This window comes from Candidatus Arsenophonus triatominarum (assembly GCF_001640365.1).
GTDB lineage: Bacteria > Pseudomonadota > Gammaproteobacteria > Enterobacterales > Enterobacteriaceae > Arsenophonus > Arsenophonus triatominarum.
Genome location: NZ_LWMI01000012.1, coordinates 100,314 through 119,461 on the forward strand (window position 1 = coordinate 100,314; position 19,148 = coordinate 119,461).

The 19,148-nt window shown below is 38.4% G+C and carries 16 protein-coding genes and 9 pseudogenes; 17 read left to right on the plus strand and 8 right to left on the minus strand.

Annotated features, from left to right (window positions below; genetic code table 11):
- Window positions 1–34: 34 nt before the first annotated feature.
- The 9 genes and pseudogenes from nagZ to AYJ55_RS12290 all read left to right on the plus strand — a co-directional run.
- Window positions 35–569, plus strand: a pseudogene (nagZ, locus tag AYJ55_RS12265) (beta-N-acetylhexosaminidase); the annotation flags it as partial.
- Window positions 570–762: 193 nt separating this feature from the next.
- Window positions 763–948, plus strand: a pseudogene (locus tag AYJ55_RS26030) (IS701 family transposase); the annotation flags it as partial.
- An 85-nt stretch (window positions 949–1,033) separates the two neighbouring features.
- On the plus strand, window positions 1,034–1,939 hold the full coding sequence (locus AYJ55_RS12270; RefSeq protein WP_074168046.1) for a transposase family protein: 906 nt from the start codon (window positions 1,034–1,036) through the stop codon (window positions 1,937–1,939).
- A gap of 52 nt (window positions 1,940–1,991) precedes the next feature.
- Window positions 1,992–2,141: pseudogene (locus AYJ55_RS36025) on the plus strand (transposase); the annotation flags it as partial.
- Window positions 2,142–2,225: 84 nt separating this feature from the next.
- On the plus strand, window positions 2,226–2,591 hold the full coding sequence (locus tag AYJ55_RS12275; protein ID WP_063653415.1) for an IS630 transposase-related protein: 366 nt from the start codon (window positions 2,226–2,228) through the stop codon (window positions 2,589–2,591).
- Window positions 2,560–3,048 (plus strand): IS630 family transposase, encoded by a 489-nt coding sequence (locus tag AYJ55_RS12280; protein WP_063653499.1) that lies wholly within the window; start codon window positions 2,560–2,562, stop codon window positions 3,046–3,048. Before AYJ55_RS12275 ends, AYJ55_RS12280 begins: the two co-directional genes overlap by 32 nt.
- Before the next feature lie 173 nt (window positions 3,049–3,221).
- Window positions 3,222–3,365: pseudogene (locus tag AYJ55_RS30790) on the plus strand (IS701 family transposase); the annotation flags it as partial.
- A 324-nt stretch (window positions 3,366–3,689) separates the two neighbouring features.
- A pseudogene (locus AYJ55_RS12285) lies at window positions 3,690–5,021 on the plus strand (NAD(P)/FAD-dependent oxidoreductase).
- 103 nt (window positions 5,022–5,124) lie between these two features.
- Window positions 5,125–6,165, plus strand: coding sequence for an IS481 family transposase (locus AYJ55_RS12290; RefSeq protein ID WP_063656662.1), 1,041 nt, complete (start codon window positions 5,125–5,127; stop codon window positions 6,163–6,165).
- 72 nt (window positions 6,166–6,237) lie between these two features.
- Here the strand turns inward: AYJ55_RS12290 and AYJ55_RS26035 are convergent.
- Both AYJ55_RS26035 and AYJ55_RS35155 read right to left on the minus strand, forming a co-directional pair.
- Window positions 6,238–6,747, minus strand: a pseudogene (locus AYJ55_RS26035) (transposase family protein); the annotation flags it as partial.
- Between the two features lie 22 nt (window positions 6,748–6,769).
- A complete protein-coding gene (locus AYJ55_RS35155; protein WP_162505336.1) occupies window positions 6,770–6,886 on the minus strand; it encodes a hypothetical protein in 117 nt (38 codons plus the stop codon).
- Between the two features lie 90 nt (window positions 6,887–6,976).
- Here AYJ55_RS35155 and AYJ55_RS12295 point away from each other — a divergent pair, with 90 nt between their 5' ends.
- The gene (locus AYJ55_RS12295) at window positions 6,977–7,876 is read left to right on the plus strand and encodes a transposase family protein (RefSeq protein ID WP_063653812.1); all 900 of its coding nucleotides are present in this window, start codon (window positions 6,977–6,979) and stop codon (window positions 7,874–7,876) included.
- Between the two features lie 80 nt (window positions 7,877–7,956).
- On the opposite strand, the gene AYJ55_RS12300 is transcribed toward AYJ55_RS12295, so the two are convergent.
- Both AYJ55_RS12300 and AYJ55_RS12305 read right to left on the minus strand, forming a co-directional pair.
- A complete protein-coding gene (locus AYJ55_RS12300) occupies window positions 7,957–8,490 on the minus strand; it encodes an IS630 family transposase (protein WP_342668169.1) in 534 nt (177 codons plus the stop codon).
- Window positions 8,414–8,779, minus strand: a complete 366-nt coding sequence (locus AYJ55_RS12305; protein WP_063653415.1) for an IS630 transposase-related protein — start codon at window positions 8,777–8,779, stop codon at window positions 8,414–8,416. The genes AYJ55_RS12300 and AYJ55_RS12305 overlap by 77 nt, the downstream gene beginning before the upstream one ends.
- Before the next feature lie 34 nt (window positions 8,780–8,813).
- Between AYJ55_RS12305 and AYJ55_RS26045 the strand changes: the two are divergent.
- The 3 genes and pseudogenes from AYJ55_RS26045 to AYJ55_RS12315 form a co-directional block, all read left to right on the plus strand.
- A pseudogene (locus tag AYJ55_RS26045) lies at window positions 8,814–8,966 on the plus strand (IS3 family transposase); the annotation flags it as partial.
- Window positions 8,967–9,003: 37 nt separating this feature from the next.
- Entirely contained in the window at window positions 9,004–9,369 is a 366-nt protein-coding gene (locus AYJ55_RS12310; protein ID WP_063653415.1) for an IS630 transposase-related protein, read from the plus strand.
- The gene (locus tag AYJ55_RS12315; protein ID WP_063653499.1) at window positions 9,338–9,826 is read left to right on the plus strand and encodes an IS630 family transposase; all 489 of its coding nucleotides are present in this window, start codon (window positions 9,338–9,340) and stop codon (window positions 9,824–9,826) included. Before AYJ55_RS12310 ends, AYJ55_RS12315 begins: the two co-directional genes overlap by 32 nt.
- 19 nt (window positions 9,827–9,845) lie before the next feature.
- Here AYJ55_RS12315 and AYJ55_RS28915 read toward each other — a convergent pair whose 3' ends face one another.
- The 4 genes and pseudogenes from AYJ55_RS28915 to mfd form a co-directional block, all read right to left on the minus strand.
- Entirely contained in the window at window positions 9,846–10,259 is a 414-nt protein-coding gene (locus AYJ55_RS28915) for a transposase (RefSeq protein WP_162505523.1), read from the minus strand.
- A complete protein-coding gene (locus AYJ55_RS12325; RefSeq protein ID WP_063653415.1) occupies window positions 10,183–10,548 on the minus strand; it encodes an IS630 transposase-related protein in 366 nt (121 codons plus the stop codon). The genes AYJ55_RS28915 and AYJ55_RS12325 overlap by 77 nt, the downstream gene beginning before the upstream one ends.
- 55 nt (window positions 10,549–10,603) lie before the next feature.
- Window positions 10,604–10,798: pseudogene (locus tag AYJ55_RS12330) on the minus strand (transposase); the annotation flags it as partial.
- A gap of 360 nt (window positions 10,799–11,158) precedes the next feature.
- The gene (mfd, locus tag AYJ55_RS12335) at window positions 11,159–14,596 is read right to left on the minus strand and encodes a transcription-repair coupling factor (protein WP_063656668.1); all 3,438 of its coding nucleotides are present in this window, start codon (window positions 14,594–14,596) and stop codon (window positions 11,159–11,161) included.
- Window positions 14,597–14,792: 196 nt separating this feature from the next.
- Here mfd and lolC point away from each other — a divergent pair, with 196 nt between their 5' ends.
- The 4 genes and pseudogenes from lolC to cobB all read left to right on the plus strand — a co-directional run.
- The gene (gene lolC, locus AYJ55_RS12340; protein WP_063656670.1) at window positions 14,793–15,995 is read left to right on the plus strand and encodes a lipoprotein-releasing ABC transporter permease subunit LolC; all 1,203 of its coding nucleotides are present in this window, start codon (window positions 14,793–14,795) and stop codon (window positions 15,993–15,995) included.
- Window positions 15,988–16,692 carry a lipoprotein-releasing ABC transporter ATP-binding protein LolD gene (lolD, locus tag AYJ55_RS12345; protein ID WP_063656671.1) on the plus strand — a complete coding sequence of 235 codons (705 nt, stop codon included), beginning with the start codon at window positions 15,988–15,990 and terminating at the stop codon, window positions 16,690–16,692. The genes lolC and lolD overlap by 8 nt, the downstream gene beginning before the upstream one ends.
- Before the next feature lie 2 nt (window positions 16,693–16,694).
- The gene (gene lolE / locus AYJ55_RS12350; protein WP_063656686.1) at window positions 16,695–17,942 is read left to right on the plus strand and encodes a lipoprotein-releasing ABC transporter permease subunit LolE; all 1,248 of its coding nucleotides are present in this window, start codon (window positions 16,695–16,697) and stop codon (window positions 17,940–17,942) included.
- Between the two features lie 92 nt (window positions 17,943–18,034).
- Window positions 18,035–18,789 (plus strand): annotated as a pseudogene (cobB, locus tag AYJ55_RS12355) (Sir2 family NAD+-dependent deacetylase); the annotation flags it as partial.
- Between the last annotated feature and the right edge of the window lie 359 nt (window positions 18,790–19,148).

Below are 19,148 nucleotides of genomic sequence, written 5' to 3' on the forward strand. Positions count from 1 at the left end.
TAGTGATTCAAAAAATGTATTAAGAGGATAATTTATGGGGCTAATTATATTAGATCTACAGGAATTTGAATTAGATGCTGAAGAACGTGAAATTCTACAGCATCCGCTGGTTGGCGGTATTATTCTCTTTACGCGCAATTATCATGATCCTGAGTAACTCAGAGAGCTAGTCCGCCAAATTCGCAATGCGACAGATAACCGTTTAATTATTGCTGTGGATCAAGAAGGTGGCCGTGTGCAGCGATTTCGAGACGGATTTACTGCGCTACCTACCTGCGGCCCAATCTTTTGCAATGCTTAATGATCAGTATACGGCGGCTAATTTAGCGGAAGAAGCTGGTTGGTTGATGGCGGCAGAAATGATCGCGATGGATATTGATATTAGTTTCGGCCCTGTGCTTGATATTGGACATAATTGTATAGCTATCGGTGATCGCTCTTTTCATCAATAACTGGATATGGCTGTTATTATGGCTGAGCGTTTTATTAAAGGCATGCATACGGCGGGAATGAAAACAACAGGTAAACATTTTCCCTGCCATGGTGCAGTTAATAGTGATTCACATAAACACGAATTTCGCACAGGCATATAAAATTCCAGAAATGGCTTAAAAGCAATGGTTAATTTGCAAGTTACTAAAACGTATAAATTTGTTTAAATTACAATAAGTTGCTTTTAATTTATAAGATTTTGTCTATTTATATATTATGCTGAATTAAACTTAAAGATAGAACGTTTTTTTATTGGTGCGAAACTCGTGTCTGAAATCAATTCGCTCTCATGGTTGGGTCTGGGTAACCACGCTGAGGAAAAACAGGATTGTTAACCATAACAAACAACTGAACAAGTTAGACATCTCAGAAGAAGGAATTCCAATACACTTACGAGGCTACGGTTGGGTGACTGTTTTCAAATTTACAGCCAAAAACGGCCGTATTGATTACATAAAAATAGTTGCTGAATAGAGACTTGCATTTTTTGTCACGCTATAGACAATAAAAAGAGGTTTAACTTAGAAAATAACGGTTTGAAATGATCAACAAAGAGCGGTTGTTACGAGATAATCGTTTATGTAAAGCAATCATTGGATTATCAGTCGAAGAATTGAAAAATTTAGCCGCTGAATTTTCAGCTTGTTATTTGATTTATCGGTATCGGAAAAAGAATCGAAAAGATCACGAGCGGCAAATGGGTGCAGGGCAGAAAGGATTTATCCCAACCCCATTAGATAAACTGCTTTTTATTTTATTGTATTTAAAATGTTATCCGACCTATGATTTGCAAGGACTTCTTTTTGGTTTAGATAGAACACGGGTATGTCGCTGGGTAAAAATATTATTGCCGGTTTTAGAGATGACCTTGGGGCGAGAATGTGTTTTGCCCGCTCGTCAAATTCGCTCTGCTGAGGAATTTTTTCGCGCCTTTCCTGGAGTTAAAGACGTCTTTATTGATGGAACAGAGCGACCTGTCCAAAAGCCTAAGAATCTGCGTCGGCGAAAAAAAATGTATTCGGGAAAGAAAAAACAGACCACTCGAAAAGTGCTTATTATGACTGACGAAACGAGGAAAATTGGATTTATCCCCATGATCAAAAATGGGCGCCGTCACGATAAACGCTTACTCGATAAAGTCGATATAATTCGCCATATTCCCCCTGAGGTAACCATCTGGGCCGATACCGGTTTTCAAGGTATAGATAAACAGCATCCTAATACACAAATCCCAAAAAAAGGAACTCGAAAAAGACCTTTATCGCCTGAACAAAAACAAGAAAATAAAATAATCTCGGGCATCCGTATTACGGTTGAACACGCCATCGCGGGTATCAAGCGCCTCGGTTGTATGACCCAAATTTTACGGAATCGTAGACCCTTTATTGATGATACCTTTTTACTCCTTAGTGCCGGTCTTTGGAATTTCCATCTCAGAACAGCCTAAAATTTACTTCAATCACCGAAATACCCTTATTTCACTATTAAGCAACACGCTTATAGTAACAAACAAAGACAATCCCACCCGTCAATACGTCAAATCTATCATGGATGCCCGTTGGTCTGTTGAAGTTTATCATCGAGAAGTTAAACAAAATTGTGGTATTGAACGCTGTCAGGCTCGCACGAGTCGGGCGCAAAGAAATAATCATACACGAGTTTCGCACCAATAAAAAAACGCTCTATCTTTAAGTTTATAGCTAGGCGACTTAATTTTGATTACAAGGTGTGTTATGAGTTATACAATTGATTTTCGACGTAAAGTAATATCTGTAAGGAAAGCCGAAGGTTTAACAATTCGAGAAACTGCGAAACAATTCCGTATTGGAAAAGCGTCTTTAGTACGTTGGCTTAAACGACCAGAGCCAAAAAATTCAACGCCACGTAAGAGGAAGCTCGATAAAAATGCTTTAGCAAAAGATGTGGAACAGTATCCAGATGCTTACCAAAAGGAACGGGCAGAGCGATTCGGTGTTTGTAAAAAGACTATTTGGCAATCCCTTAAAAAGCTGGGATTAACCTATAAAAAAAACTCTATTCCATCCAAAAACCAACGAAAGCGACAGGCTGGCACATCAGCAAAAAAGACAACAGTATGAAAAAAAAGATAAATCTGTTGTTTTTATTGATGAAAGTGGTTTTTCACATGACACTCCACGAACTCACGGCTATTCCCCAAAAGGTCACCGTTGTTTTGGCCTGAAAAACTGGGGTGCTAAGGGAAGAACAAATGTTATTGGCGCTTTATTGGGAACAACCCTTTTTGCTATCGGATTATTTGATTGCAATATTAATCGTGATGTTTTTTATGTTTGGATCACAAAAATATTGCTCCCAGAACTTCCTGAAAATTCTGTTATTTTTATGGACAACGCTAGCTTTCACAAAGGTAAGAATATTGAACAGGCAATTATAAACGCAGGACACCAGATAGAATATTTGCCTGTGTATTCACCAGATTTAAATCCTATAGAACATAAATGGTCTCAAGCTAAACGTAAAAAGATGGAAACAGGATGCACTATCGATGACCTGTTTTTAATACATATGCTGTAATCAAAATTAAGTCGCCTAGCTATAATTCAGCATAATATATAAATAGACAAAATCTTATAAATTAAAAGCAACTTATTGTAATTTAAACAAATTTATACGTTTTAGTAACTTGCAAATTAACCATTGCTTTTAAGCCATTTCTGGAATTTTATATGCCTGTGCGAAACTCGTGTCATATTTTTCTCGCAATTTCTGCGTGGTTTGAACAACATAAACGCCGTATATCTGAAAAAATAACTCTTTATCAACAAAATTGGCATGTAATCAAAAATGCTATTGCTGAGCACATCCGTGTTTTATTAGCGTACCCAAATTAGTTTTGTGTGAAACTCGTGTCTACCTTTAATGTTGAGGCAAATTTTAGTGTTGCGACAACCATATAAACACTATTATTGATAAATAGAAATTAGATAGTGAGTTTTGGTTATTGTAAAATAGCCGCAGTATTTTGTTTCACTTACTTATTAATAGTAATGATATAAAAATAGCCAGCTAAATTGATTTTAATTAATTTAGGTATGAGCAAATAATCAACTATGTTATTCTGTCGGCAAAATAAACTTTTTTGAAAAATGATTCCATTTGAAGCTAATTATTAAATTTATTTAAATAACAAAAAATTATTTTAGGATAGCGTAGTTATAATGACGCCAAAAACCAAGATTATCATTGTCGGTGATGGGGCAGGAGGATTAGAACTCGCAACCAAGTTGGGGCATAAATTAGGACACAAGAATAAAGCTGAGATTATATTAGTTGATCGCAATCAAAGCCATTTATGGAAACCTCTACTGCATGAAGTTGCGACCGGCTCTTTAGATGATGGAGTAATGCTCTGAGTTATTTGGCACATGCCCGTAATCACTATTTTCATTTTCAATTAGGTTGTTTAACAAATATTAATCGTGAAAATAAAACCATTACGCTTGCAGCCATACATGAAAGGAAGGCTAATTATTAGTTCCTGAGCGGCAATTAGATTTTGATATTTTAGTGATGGCGTTAGGCAGTGTGTCTAATGATTTTGGTACCGCCGGCGTAAAAGAGCATTGTATTTTCCTGGATAACCTACAGCAAGCACATGGTTTTCATGACAAAATGTTAAATTTATTTCTCAGTTACTCGGTGCGACATAAACCGGATGATAAGATTAATATCACCATTGTTGGTGGTGGCGCAACTGGAGTGGAACTTTCGGCTGAACTCTATAATGCTATCGAGCAATTTAACCAGTTATGGTTTTGCAGGCTTGGATAAGGAAGCGCTTAATGTAACCCTGGTTGAGGCGGGAGAACGTATTTTACCGGCATTACCTGTACGGATCTCAACAGCTGCACATCATGAATTAACCAAATTGGGTGTTCGTGTTTTAACACAGACCATGGTAACTAGTGCGGATAGAGATGGCCTTAACACTAAATCGGGAGAAAAAATTAACGCCGATCTTATGGTTTGGGCTGCGGGTATTAAAGCACCTGATTTTATGCACCAAATTGGTGGCTTAGAAATTAATCAATTAGTCGTTAAAACAACACTACAAACGACGCTAGATAATGCTATTTTTACTATTGGTGATTGTGCATCTTGCCCTAAAAAAGAGGGTGAATTTGTGCCTCCTCGCGCCCAAGCTGCACATCAAATGACCACTTTGTGTTATAAAAATATCCTCGCATTACTCGAGCATAAAGCGTTGCAAGAGTATGTTTATAAAGATCATGGTTTTTAGTCTCATTGTCTCGTTTTAGTACGGTTGGCAGCCTAATGGGAAATTTAATGCGCGGTGATATGATGGTTGAAGGGAAAATTGCTCGTATCGTTTATGTTTCACTTTATCGTATGCATCAAATAGCGTTCATGGTTATATTAAAACTGGATTGATGATGTTAGTGGGTAGTATTATTTGTAGTAGCTTAGACTTGATCTGGCAGTTACCAGTTATTTATACAGTACCTGTTAGGTTAAATTTGATTTAAATCTTTCTGTATTAGTCTTAACTTAATCCGACAATTCTGATTTAAAAAAGAGCGTTACCGGTTTTAATTAACATCATTAGATAATTAAATAAAAGGTAATTCTATGTATCAAACAAATAATCCTATCATCAAACATAAAGTCGGGTTACTTAACCTCGCTGAAGAGCTTAATAACGTCTCAAAAGCCTGTAAGATTATGGGGGTATCCCGAGATACGTTTTATCGCTACCAGGAACTTGTTAACGATGGTGGGATAGACGCTTTAATTAATCAAAATCGACGGGTGCCTAACGTAAAAAATAGAGTAGATGAACAGATTGAAAGCGCTGTAGTCGAGTATGCGATTGAATACCCTGCACACGGTCAACACCGCAGTAGTAATGAACTAAGAAAAAAAGGCATTTTTGTTTCGGGGAGTGGCGTTCGCTCTATTTGGCTGCGCCATAATCTCGAAAATTTTACAAAACGCCTAAAAGCGCTTGAAGATAAAATCGCAACAGAAGGAATTATCCTGTCAGAATCACAAATCAGTGCTCTAGAAAAGAAAGCGCAAGATGATGAAGCCTGTGGTGAGATTGAAACAGCGCATCCAGGTTATCTGGGTTCACAAGATACTTTTTATGTCGGTCATTTAAAAGGCGTTGGTCGTGTTTATCAACAAACTTACATTGATACTTACAGTAAAGTCGTTCATTGTAAGCTTTACACAACAAAAAGCGCGATAATGGCGGCAGATTTATTAAATGACAAGGTTCTCCCTTTTTATTCCCAGCATGGGTTACCGGTGTTACGTATACTGACGGACAGAGGCAGTGAGTATTGTGGTAAAGTTGAACATCACGATTATCAACTTTATCTCGCTATCAATGATATTGATCATACAAAAACTAAAGCTCGTTCACCTCAAACTAATGGGATTTGTGAACGCTTTCATAAAACTGTATTACAAGAGTTCTATCAGGTGGCTTTTCGTAAGAAAATCTATAGGGCTTTAAATGAATTACAAGCTGATTTAGATAAATGGTTAGCGGAATATAATAACCAACGCACTCATCAAGGAAAAATGTGTTGCGGTCGAACTCCTATGGCAACTTTACACGATGGAAAACAACTTTGGAGAGAGAAAGATTTAAATCAAATTTAACCTGACAGGTACTGTCCTGACAGGTACTGTATAAATAACGGTAACTGTCAGATTAAGTCTGAGCTACTACAGATAATCGTGATGTTCAACTTTACCACAATACTCACTGCCTCTGTCCGTCAGTATACGTAACACCGGTAACCCATGCTGGGAATAAAAAGGGAGAACCTTGTCATTTAATAAATCTGCCGCCATTATCGCGCTTTTTGTTGTGTAAAGCTTACAATGAACGACTTTACTGTAAGTATCAATGTAAGTTTGTTGATAAACACGACCAACGCCTTTTAAATGACCGACATAAAAAGTATCTTGTGAACCCAGATAACCTGGATGCGCTGTTTCAATCTCACCACAGGCTTCATCATCTTGCGCTTTCTTTTCTAGAGCACTGATTTGTGACTCTGACAGGATAATTCCTTCTGTTGCGATTTTATCTTCAAGCGCTTTTAGGCGTTTTGTAAAATTTTCGAGATTATGGCGCAGCCAAATAGAGCGAACGCCACTCCCCGAAACAAAAATGCCTTTTTTTCTTAGTTCATTACTACTGCGGTGTTGACCGTGTGCAGGGTATTCAATGGCATATAGCTAGGCGACTTAATTTTGATTACAGCATATGTATTAAAAACAGGTCATCGATAGTGCATCCTGTTTCCATCTTTTTACGTTTAGCTTGAGACCATTTATGTTCTATAGGATTTAAATCTGGTGAATACACAGGCAAATATTAAAATAGTTGCTGAATAGAGAGTTGCATTTTTTGTCACGCTATAGACAATAAAAAGAGGTTTAACTTAGAAAATAACGGTTTGAAATGATCAACAAAGAGCGGTTGTTACGAGATAATCGTTTATGTAAAGCAATCATTGGATTATCAGTCGAAGAATTGAAAAATTTAGCCGCTGAATTTTCAGCTTGTTATTTGATTTATCGGAAAAAGAATCGAAAAGATCACGAGCGGCAAATGGGTGCAGGGCAGAAAGGATTTATCCCAACCCCATTAGATAAACTGCTTTTTATTTTATTGTATTTAAAATGTTATCCGACCTATGATTTGCAAGGACTTCTTTTTGGTTTAGATAGAACACGGGTATGTCGCTGGGTAAAAATATTATTGCCGGTTTTAGAGATGACCTTGGGGCGAGAATGTGTTTTGCCCGCTCGTCAAATTCGCTCTGCTGAGGAATTTTTTCGCGCCTTTCCTGGAGTTAAAGACGTCTTTATTGATGGGACAGAGCGACCTGTCCAAAAGCCTAAGAATCTGCGTCGGCGAAAAAAAATGTATTCGGGAAAGAAAAGACAGACCACTCGAAAAGGGCTTATTATGACTGACGAAACGAGGAAAATTGGATTTATCCCCATGATCAAAAATGGGCGCCGTCACGATAAACGCTTACTCGATAAAGTCGATATAATTCGCCATATTCCCCCTGAGGTAACCATCTGGGCCGATACCGGTTTTCAAGGTATAGATAAACAGCATCCTAATACACAAATCCCAAAAAAAGGAACTCGAAAAAGACCTTTATCGCCTGAACAAAAACAAGAAAATAAAATAATCTCGGGCATCCGTATTACGGTTGAACACGCCATCGCGGGTATCAAGCGCCTCGGTTGTATGACCCAAATTTTACGGAATCGTAGACCCTTTATTGATGATACCTTTTTACTCCTTAGTGCCGGTCTTTGGAATTTCCATCTCAGAACAGCCTAAAATTTACTTCAATCACCGAAATACCCTTATTTCACTATTAAGCAACACGCTTATTCTATAGCTAGGCGACTTAATTTTGATTACGGCATATGTATTAAAAACAGGTCATCGATAGTGCATCCTGTTTCCATCTTTTTACGTTTAGCTTGAGACCATTTATGTTCTATAGGATTTAAATCTGGTGAATACACAGGCAAATATTCTATCTGGTGTCCTGCGTTTATAATTGCCTGTTCAATATTCTTACCTTTGTGAAAGCTAGCGTTGTCCATAAAAATAACAGAATTTTCAGGAAGTTCTGGGAGCAATATTTTTGTGATCCAAACATAAAAAACATCACGATTAATATTGCAATCAAATAATCCGATAGCAAAAAGGGTTGTTCCCAATAAAGCGCCAATAACATTTGTTCTTCCCTTAGCACCCCAGTTTTTCAGGCCAAAACAACGGTGACCTTTTGGGGAATAGCCGTGAGTTCGTGGAGTGTCATGTGAAAAACCACTTTCATCAATAAAAACAACAGATTTATCTTTTTTTTCATACTGTTGTCTTTTTTGCTGATGTGCCAGCCTGTCGCTTTCGTTGGTTTTTGGATGGAATAGAGTTTTTTTTATAGGTTAATCCCAGCTTTTTAAGGGATTGCCAAATAGTCTTTTTACAAACACCGAATCGCTCTGCCCGTTCCTTTTGGTAAGCATCTGGATACTGTTCCACATCTTTTGCTAAAGCATTTTTATCGAGCTTCCTCTTACGTGGCGTTGAATTTTTTGGCTCTGGTCGTTTAAGCCAACGTACTAAAGACGCTTTTCCAATACGGAATTGTTTCGCAGTTTCTCGAATTGTTAAACCTTCGGCTTTCCTTACAGATATTACTTTACGTCGAAAATCAATTGTATAACTCATAACACACCTTGTGATCAAAATTAAGTCGCCTAGCTATACCAGTCGTCAGTATAGGCAGGCATTGTGGCGTTATCAGATGACCCAAAGTATCAGTCGCAGAGGGAATTGTTGGGATAATAGTCCGATGGAACGATTCTTCCGTAGTCTGAAGACCGAATGGGTGCCAACGACTGGCTACCAAAGCTTTATAGCTAGGCGACTTAATTTTGATCACAAGGTGTGTTATGAGTTATACAATTGATTTTCGACGTAAAGTAATATCTGTAAGGAAAGCCGAAGGTTTAACAATTCGAGAAACTGCGAAACAATTCCGTATTGGAAAAGCGTCTTTAGTACGTTGGCTTAAACGACCAGAGCCAAAAAATTCAACGCCACGTAAGAGGAAGCTCGATAAAAATGCTTTAGCAAAAGATGTGGAACAGTATCCAGATGCTTACCAAAAGGAACGGGCAGAGCGATTCGGTGTTTGTAAAAAGACTATTTGGCAATCCCTTAAAAAGCTGGGATTAACCTATAAAAAAAACTCTATTCCATCCAAAAACCAACGAAAGCGACAGGCTGGCACATCAGCAAAAAAGACAACAGTATGAAAAAAAAGATAAATCTGTTGTTTTTATTGATGAAAGTGGTTTTTCACATGACACTCCACGAACTCACGGCTATTCCCCAAAAGGTCACCGTTGTTTTGGCCTGAAAAACTGGGGTGCTAAGGGAAGAACAAATGTTATTGGCGCTTTATTGGGAACAACCCTTTTTGCTATCGGATTATTTGATTGCAATATTAATCGTGATGTTTTTTATGTTTGGATCACAAAAATATTGCTCCCAGAACTTCCTGAAAATTCTGTTATTTTTATGGACAACGCTAGCTTTCACAAAGGTAAGAATATTGAACAGGCAATTATAAACGCAGGACACCAGATAGAATATTTGCCTGTGTATTCACCAGATTTAAATCCTATAGAACATAAATGGTCTCAAGCTAAACGTAAAAAGATGGAAACAGGATGCACTATCGATGACCTGTTTTTAATACATATGCTGTAATCAAAATTAAGTCGCCTAGCTATATCTGGTGTCCTGCGTTTATAATTGCCTGTTCAATATTCTTACCTTTGTGAAAGCTAGCGTTGTCCATAAAAATAACAGAATTTTCAGGAAGTTCTGGGAGCAATATTTTTGTGATCCAAACATAAAAAACATCACGATTAATACTGCAATCAAATAATCCGATAGCAAAAAGGGTTGTTCCCAATAAAGCGCCAATAACATTTGTTCTTCCCTTAGCACCCCAGTTTTTCAGGCCAAAACAACGGTGACCTTTTGGGGAATAGCCGTGAGTTCGTGGAGTGTCATGTGAAAAACCACTTTCATCAATAAAAACAACAGATTTATCTTTTTTTTCATACTGTTGTCTTTTTTGCTGATGTGCCAGCCTGTCGCTTTCGTTGGTTTTTGGATGGAATAGAGTTTTTTTTATAGGTTAATCCCAGCTTTTTAAGGGATTGCCAAATAGTCTTTTTACAAACACCGAATCGCTCTGCCCGTTCCTTTTGGTAAGCATCTGGATACTGTTCCACATCTTTTGCTAAAGCATTTTTATCGAGCTTCCTCTTACGTGGCGTTGAATTTTTTGGCTCTGGTCGTTTAAGCCAACGTACTAAAGACGCTTTTCCAATACGGAATTGTTTCGCAGTTTCTCGAATTGTTAAACCTTCGGCTTTCCTTACAGATATTACTTTACGTCGAAAATCAATTGTATAACTCATAACACACCTTGTAATCAAAATTAAGTCGCCTAGCTATACTCAACTCTACAGCGCTTTCAATTTGTTCAGGTGTTAATGGCAGACCAGGCGATGTTTTCCCTTGACGTTCTAAACGAAGGGCTCTTACCCACCGGCTAATCGCTGAAAGACTGACGTTCATGCCTTTCGCGGCTTCCTGGTAGGTGTAATTTTGGTCAAGGACTAATTTGGCGGTTTCACATTTAAATTCAGCAGTAATTATTTTACTCATTTCGGCACCTATAAAAATTATGAGGTAAGCATATCACCTCAACTTAGGTGGCCAAATTTAGTATGCCACTACAGACGTTATTAAGCTCTTCAGCGAGGTTAAGTAACCCGACTTTATGTTTGTGATAGGATTATTTGTTTGATACAATAGAATTACCTTTTATTTAATTATCTAATGATGTTAATTAAAACCGGTAACGCTCTTTTTTAAATCAGAATTGTCAGATTAAGTTAAGACTAATATATATTATTCGACCTAGATTAAAATTACATTAATTTATGCCGATCACCATTAATAATAGCAAATTTGATATTAACCATCGCTTCTTACTGTAATCAAAATAAGAAGCGATGAGTTAATTTATACTTGATGTGACTGAAAATCAGTTATTAAGTGTCTGACGAAAGTGAGCCTTTCAGCATAATTGATTAGTGGTTTAACAAATTTCAATTTATTAGGCCCATCTAGGCGATAAATATCAACTGAGTTTTGCAGTAACGCGATAAGAAAAGCCGCGTTTACTTTATTTTGTTCACTAAATTCAATAAATCCGCCTTTTTCATGAGCTTCTATTCGTTTAATGCCTAATGCTTGTGCATGCATCCGGATGGCAGTAGATTGTAGTAACTGCTTGCCTGCATCAGGCAGGCTACCAAAACGATCAATAAGTTCAATTTTTAACTCATCCAGCTCATTGTCATTTTTGGCGCTGGCAATCCTTTTATAAAACGATAATCGGAGATTTGCGTCGGGAATATAGTCATCCGGCAGTAGTACCGGCATTCTTAACTCAATTTCAGTCTGTTGGCTGGTAAGTTCTTCTAAAGAAGGTTCCTTGCCTTGCTTTAAAGCCTCAACGGCGTTTTCTAGCAGTTCCATATAAAGTGTAAATCCGATGGTGGTCATCTGTCCGCTTTGTTCTTCACCAAGTAACTCGCCAGCACCACGAATTTCTAAATCATGGGTAGCCAATGCAAAGCCAGCGCCAAGATCTTCTAGTGCTGCGATCGCTTCAAGCCGTTTTTGCGCGTCACCCGTCATAGCTTTCGAGTGTGGTGTTAAAAGATAAGCATAAGCTTGATGATAAGAGCGGCCAACCCTGCCACGCAATTGATGTAATTGCGCTAAACCAAAATGATCTGCACGTTCAATAATAATAGTATTAGCGGTAGGAATATCGATTCCGGTTTCAATAATGGTGGTGCAAATTAATACATTGAACCGTTGTCGATGGAAATCGGTCATTACCCGCTCTAGATCTCTTTCGCGCATTTGACCATGGCCAATTACAAAACGCGCTTCAGGTACCAGCGACGCCAAACGCTCTTTGGCTTTTTCAATATATTTTACATCATTAAACAGATAGTAAACTTGTCCACCCCGTAATATTTCACGCAAAATTGCTTCCCGCACAATTAAATCATCATATTGACGAACAAAGGTTTTAACCGATAATCGACGAGAAGGCGGAGTGGCAATAATCGACAGATCACGCATCCCACTCATTGCCATATTAAGGGTTCGAGGAATGGGTGTTGCCGTTAATGTTAGAATATCAACATTAGCTCGCATCGATTTAATTAATTCTTTATGGCGAACACCGAAGCGATGCTCTTCATCAACAATTAATAACCCAAGTGTTTTCCAACGGATATCATTTTGCAGTAATTTATGGGTACCAATTAAGATATCCACTTTTCCTTCAGCCGCTGCGTTGATAATCTGTTGCTGCTCTTTGTTACTACGAAAGCGTGACAGCATTTCAATCCGTACTGGCCAGTTTGCAAAACGGTCGCGAAAATTATCGAAGTGTTGTTGCGCCAATAGCGTTGTAGGTACCAACACGGCAACTTGTTGATTATTGGTTATTGCCAGGAATGCTGCTCGCATCGCTACTTCGGTTTTACCAAAGCCGACATCACCACAAACTAAGCGATCCATGGCAATGGGTTGACACATATCGCTTAAAACGGCATTAATTGCCTGTTCTTGATCAACGGTTGTTTCGAAGGGAAAACCTTGGCAAAAAAGCTGATATTGCATTTTATCGTGCTTGAAAGCAAAACCTGGCTTTATGCTACGCTGAGCATGAAAATCTAACAGTTCTGCCGCCACATCACGAATTTTTTCAGCTGCTTTTTGTTTCGCTTTAGTCCAAACATCAGCACCTAATTTATGTAGTGGTGCACTTTCATCACCGCCGCCACTATAACGGCTAATTAAATTTAGCGATGAAACCGGAACATAAAGTTTATCATTGCCTGCATAAGTCAGCATCAAGTACTCAGCTTGAATACCGCCTGCGGCTAAAGTGGTTAAACCTTGATAACGTCCAACACCATGTTCAAGGTGAACAACCGGTTGTCCGGGGCGTAACTCTGCCAGATTACGGATCAAAAAATCGGTATTAATCGATTTACGTTGTTCAGTATGACGTTGAGTAACCCGTTTACCTAAAATATCGCTTTCACAAATAAGAGCTATTTGTTGATCCTGATTAGTAAAACCCTGTTCAGCTGCACCCATGGTGATATAAAAGCCTGGCTTATTGGCTTCACACAGCATTTTAATCTTAATAGGGTTGATTTTTATCCGTGCTAATAGCTCTTGTACTGTTTCAAGCCGTCCGGCACTTTCTGCGGAAAAAATAATTCGGCCAGCAAAATTTTTGCTGAACTGCTCCAGTTTATCAAGTGGGGCTTTATTTTGCTGGCTGATACTTAAATCAGGTAAAGCTAAGTAGGGCAGGTTAGTGTTGCCTGCTTTTTGACCGACCTGCTCAACTGAAATTTTGATACGTGGCCAAGTTTTAAGGGCGTGATTGAGTTGTTCGCTATTTAGCCAAAGTGTAACAGGCGGTAGTAGCGGACGCATGGGATCAACATTTCGGCTCTCATAGCGCTGACAAGTGTCAGCCCAAAATCTACTAGCCGCCGCTGCTAAATCTTGCGTGATCAATAAAGTATTAGCAGGGAAGTAGTCAAATAAAGAAGATAGTGGTTGATTGAAAAAAAGAGGCTGCCAATATTCAATTCCCGCTGGCATTATTTTTTTACTAATTTGTTGATAGATATGCTCAGGATCACGCCGTACGTCGAAATGTTCACGCCATTGGCTACGGAATAACTCAATAGCTTTATCATCTGTTGGGAATTCGTGAGCGGGCAGTAGATTTATTTGCTCAACTTCGCTGATAGTCAGTTGACTATCAACATCAAAAGTTCTTAAGCTATCAATTTCATCATCAAAAAAGTCAATCCGATATGGATTATCGCTGCCCATTGGAAAGAGATCAAGTAACGCTCCACGAGTAGCATATTCTCCATGTTCGAGTACTTGTTCAACATGTCGGTAACCGACTTTATCAAGATTGTTACGCAAATTTTCACGTGAGAGCTTGTCGCCTTTATGCATTACCAGTGCATTGCTGATTAGGAAATCAGCAGGGCAAACTTTTTGCATTAATGTATTAACCGGAACAATTAACAAACCTTTTGTTAAGGGTAGTCGATAAAGATTGACTAAGCGCGCAGAAATAATTTCTTGATGTGGTGAAAAACTATCATAAGGTAGTGTTTCCCAATCCGAAAGCATTGTCACTGAATTTTGCGAAAATTGTTGTATTTCATCACATAATTTTAAGGCATTATGCGTATCTTGAGTGATTAAAACGACAAGACCTTGATGGCGTTCGACAATATCAGCACACTCAACAGCGGCTGCCGCGCCAATTAGACACCCCAAATGGCGAGTATCACCTTGCTTTTTGGGTAGTTGGTAACAATATTTTGCCGGCATAAGGATTAATTAATTCTCATTGATAGAAATTGTAATACTTGTTTTGTTGACACTAAAACAAACGAAAAATAGTCTAATCTGTATAAGTTAGATATAAAAAATCGTAAAACTTTGGCTTAGGGTGGTTCCATTCAGTGACGCTACCCTTTATTATCGCCAAACACTTTGCTTTGGCAACAGAGGTATATCGGATTTCATGTCTCAGTCTGTTATCTTTTATATTGGTCTACGTTACATGCGTGGACGAACAGGCGACCGATTTGGTCGGTTCGTATCGAGTTTATCTACAATTGGCATTGCATTAGGCGTTATGGCATTAATTACCGTCACTGCTGTTATGAATGGTTTTGAACGTTCATTGCAGCAGAGTATTTTAGCATATATGCCACAGGCTATTTTAACGACACCTAAAGGTAATCTCAATCCCAATCAATATCCAGCAAAAAATGCAACCTATCTAGAAGGAATCGAGAGCATTGCCCCAATTGTAGAAAATGATGTTGTATTGCAAAGCAGCCAAAATGTGGGGGTTGCGGTCATGATTGGCATTGATGAAGAGTCAACCGAGCCTTTGTTAAATCATCTGCAAGATGTTGATCCTTCAGTATTAACTGCCGGTAGTTACCACGTTATTTTAGGCGTAAAATTGGCTGAGCAACTAGAGCTAAAGAGGGGGGATCAATTGAGATTAATTGTCCCAGGTGTTAGTCAACTTACGCCAATGGGCAGAATACCCAGTCAGCGTTTATTCACGGTAGCAGGCTTTTTTGCTACCGAAGGTGAAGCCGATAATAGCGAATTATTGGTTAATCAACAGGACGCGGCACGATTAATGCGTTATCCGATCGGTAATATTACGGGTTGGCGTCTTTATCTTAACGCACCTTTAACCGTTGATAACTTGAGTCAACAGACGTTACCAGCAGGTATGGTATGGCAGGATTGGCGCGAACGAAAGGGTGAGTTTTTTCAGGCAGTGAGAATGGAAAAAAATATGATGGGATTATTATTGAGTCTCATTATTGCCGTGGCAGCTTTTAATATTGTTACTTCACTTTCATTATTGGTTATGGAAAAACAGTCTGAAGTGGCTATTTTGCAAACATTAGGTTTAAAGCGAGGCCAGATTATGGCTATTTTTATGTTACAGGGAGCAGGGGCAGGCATCATTGGTACCATCATTGGATCATTATTAGGTCTATTTATCGCAAGCCAGCTTAATATAATAATGCCTATGTTAGGTTTGTTGGCTAAAGGAATCGAATTACCGATATCTATTGATCCTGCTCGTATTATATTAATCGCTTTATCTTCAATCGCTATCTCATTATTGGCCACCCTTTATCCATCTTGGCGTGCAGCCACCGTTCAACCTGCAGAGGCTTTACGTTATGAATAATTCTCCGCTATTAGTTTGCCAGGACCTCTGTAAATGTTATCAAGATGGCAAAATTTCGACTAATGTACTTAAAAATATCTCCTTCTCAATCAATAAAAGTGAAATGATGGCAATTCTGGGTAGTTCAGGCTCTGGCAAGAGTACGCTACTGCATTTATTGGGTGGATTAGATACGCCAACTAGCGGTGATGTCATTTTTGATGGTAAAAAAATTATCTCACTTTCTACCAATGGGAGAGCTGAACTACGCAATCAGAAGTTGGGGTTTATTTATCAATTTCATCACCTATTACCGGATTTTACTGCGTTGGAAAATGCAATGATGCCATTATTAATTGGCGGAATGACTTGCGTGAAAGCGCAGCAAAAAGCGAGTGAGATGTTAGCAGCAGTAGGTTTATCGCATCGAGTTAATCATCGCTCCGCTGAATTATCTGGCGGTGAGCGGCAGCGAGTTGCAATTGCTCGGGCAATTGTTAATGAACCTGCTTTAGTACTGGCGGATGAACCGACCGGTAATTTGGACTTACACAATGCAGATGTCATTTTTGATTTATTAATGGATCTTAATCGACAAAAAGGGACGGCATTTTTAGTTGTGACTCATGATTTGCGACTTGCCGGTCGTTTAACTCGTCAGCTGGAAATGCGGGATGGTTATTTACAGGATGATCAGAGCTTAATGGGAGTGCAATGATCATGGCGGAATTACCCCGTGCGTTAAAAATTGCACTTCGTTTTAGTCAAGGCAAGAAAAGAGCTGGCTTGGTTTCATTGATCTCGATTATTTCTACACTAGGTATTGTGCTTGGCGTTGCAGTGTTGATTATTGGCTTAAGTGCAATGAATGGTTTTGAACGTGAATTAAAAAATCGCATACTTTCAGTTATCCCTCATGGACAAATTGCGGCAGTCAATCAGCCTTATTTAAATTGGCAAGCTGATTTAGATAAGGTTCGACAAACACCAGGGGTTGTTGGAGTATCACCCTATATTAATTTTACTGGGTTGCTCGAAAAGGGGAGCGCATTGAAAGCGATCCAGGTAGCCGGTGTTGATTTATCGTCAGAGCGATCAGTTAGTTCGTTACCTAATTTTATCTTGAATGATGCCTGGCAAAAATTAAAACCCGGCAATAACGAAATTATTTTAGGTCAAGGTGTGGCAGAAACATTAAAAGTTTCGCCTGGAGATCATATTACCATCATGATCCCTAATCATGATGATAAATTACGTATTCAGCAACCGAATCTAATTAGTGTCACGGTTATTGGCGTATTCAAATTAGATGGTATGTTAGATCATCAGCTGGCAATTGTACCATTGCAAGATGCGCAGCAATATTTAGCCTATGGTGATGGTGTTACTGGTTTTCAGATCAGTGTGAATGATGTTTTTGCTGCCAATAAAGTGGTTTATGATGCCGGTATAAATACTGGCCATTATGTCACTATTAAAAGTTGGATAGCGGATTATGGTTACATGTATAACGATATTCAAATGGTGCGTGGCATAATGTATCTGGCCATGATTTTGGTAATTGGTGTCGCCTGTTTTAATATTGTCTCTACGCTGGTAATGGCAGTGAAAGATAAAAGCACTGATATTGCGGTGTTGAGAACACTCGGTGCTAAAGATAGTTTTATTCGTGCTATTTTTTTATGGTATGGATTAATAACGGGAATGGTTGGTTGTTTTATTGGTATGTTAGTCGGGATTTTTATATCACTAAATTTAACGACTATTATTAAATGTATAGAAAATATTGTTGGTCATCCTATTTTGTCAGGTGATGTTTATTTTATTGATTTTTTACCCTCTGAGCTCCATATTACCGATGTATTTTATGTCATGTTAACAACATTAATTTTAAGTTTACTCGCAAGTTGGTATCCAGCTAAACGGGCAACAAAAATAGATCCGGCGCGAATTTTAAGTGGGCAATAACAGTTGTTATTTTTGCTGTCATTATCTAAAAAAGGCGATGGTTTGATTGAAAGTAATGGGTCGTTTAGCATGAAAAAGGATACTGTCCAATGATGCGGTTTTATTGTCGACTTAGAAAGTTACGTAAAAGAAAAAATTACATCGACAAAGATTTCGTTGTTGCCTTTTTTACCGAGACAAACAGTTGATTGATAAGATGAAAACAAAAAAAGTTGTCGTGTTAACCGGCGCAGGGATTTCAGCTGAGTCTGGAATTCGCACTTTTCGCGCAACGGATGGTTTATGGGAAGAACATCGGGTTGAAGATGTTGCAACACCTGAAGGTTTTGTTAGAGATCCAGAGTTAGTACAACGTTTTTACAATCAGCGTCGTTATCAATTACAGCAAGCGGATATAAAACCCAACGCAGCCCATTATGCGTTAGCAAAATTAGAACATTTCCTGGGTGATAATTTTTTATTAGTTACACAAAATATCGATAACTTACATGAAAAAGCGGGTAATAGACGCATTGTTCATATGCATGGTGAATTATTAAAAGCTCGCTGCTGTCAATCAGGTCAGGTTATTGAATGGAAAGGAGATCTAACAACCGAAGACCGTTGTCACTGTTGCCAATTTCCTCAACCTTTGCGTCCCCATATTGTTTGGTTTGGTGAAATGCCACTAGGCATGGAGGTGATTTATCAAGCTTTATCATCAGCGGATATTTTTGTCACAATTGGTACATCGGGATATGTTTATCCTGCCGCTGGGTTTGTACATGAAGCTAAACTTGCTGGTGCACATACCGTTGAATTGAATCTTGAACCCAGCCAGGTTGAAAGCCAGTTTGATGAAAAACATTAATGGTGCTGCCACAAAAATTGGTTGAAAAATTATATTAGCGGGCTACTTGCAGAGATCAAAAGTATGATTAAGTAATAATGCATGTTTATTAATATATCTGCTAAACACTGATTTTGGACGCAATAATTGTCATTAATCCCTTTCGCATAAGCATTAATGCGGTATTAGCTCATTGGGGGAAGAGAAATGGACACGAGTTTCGCACAGGCATATAAAATTCCAGAAATGGCTTAAAAGCAATGGTTAATTTGCAAGTTACTAAAACGTATAAATTTGTTTAAATTACAATAAGTTGCTTTTAATTATAAGATTTTGTCTATTTATATATTATGCTGAATTAAACTTAAAAATAGAGC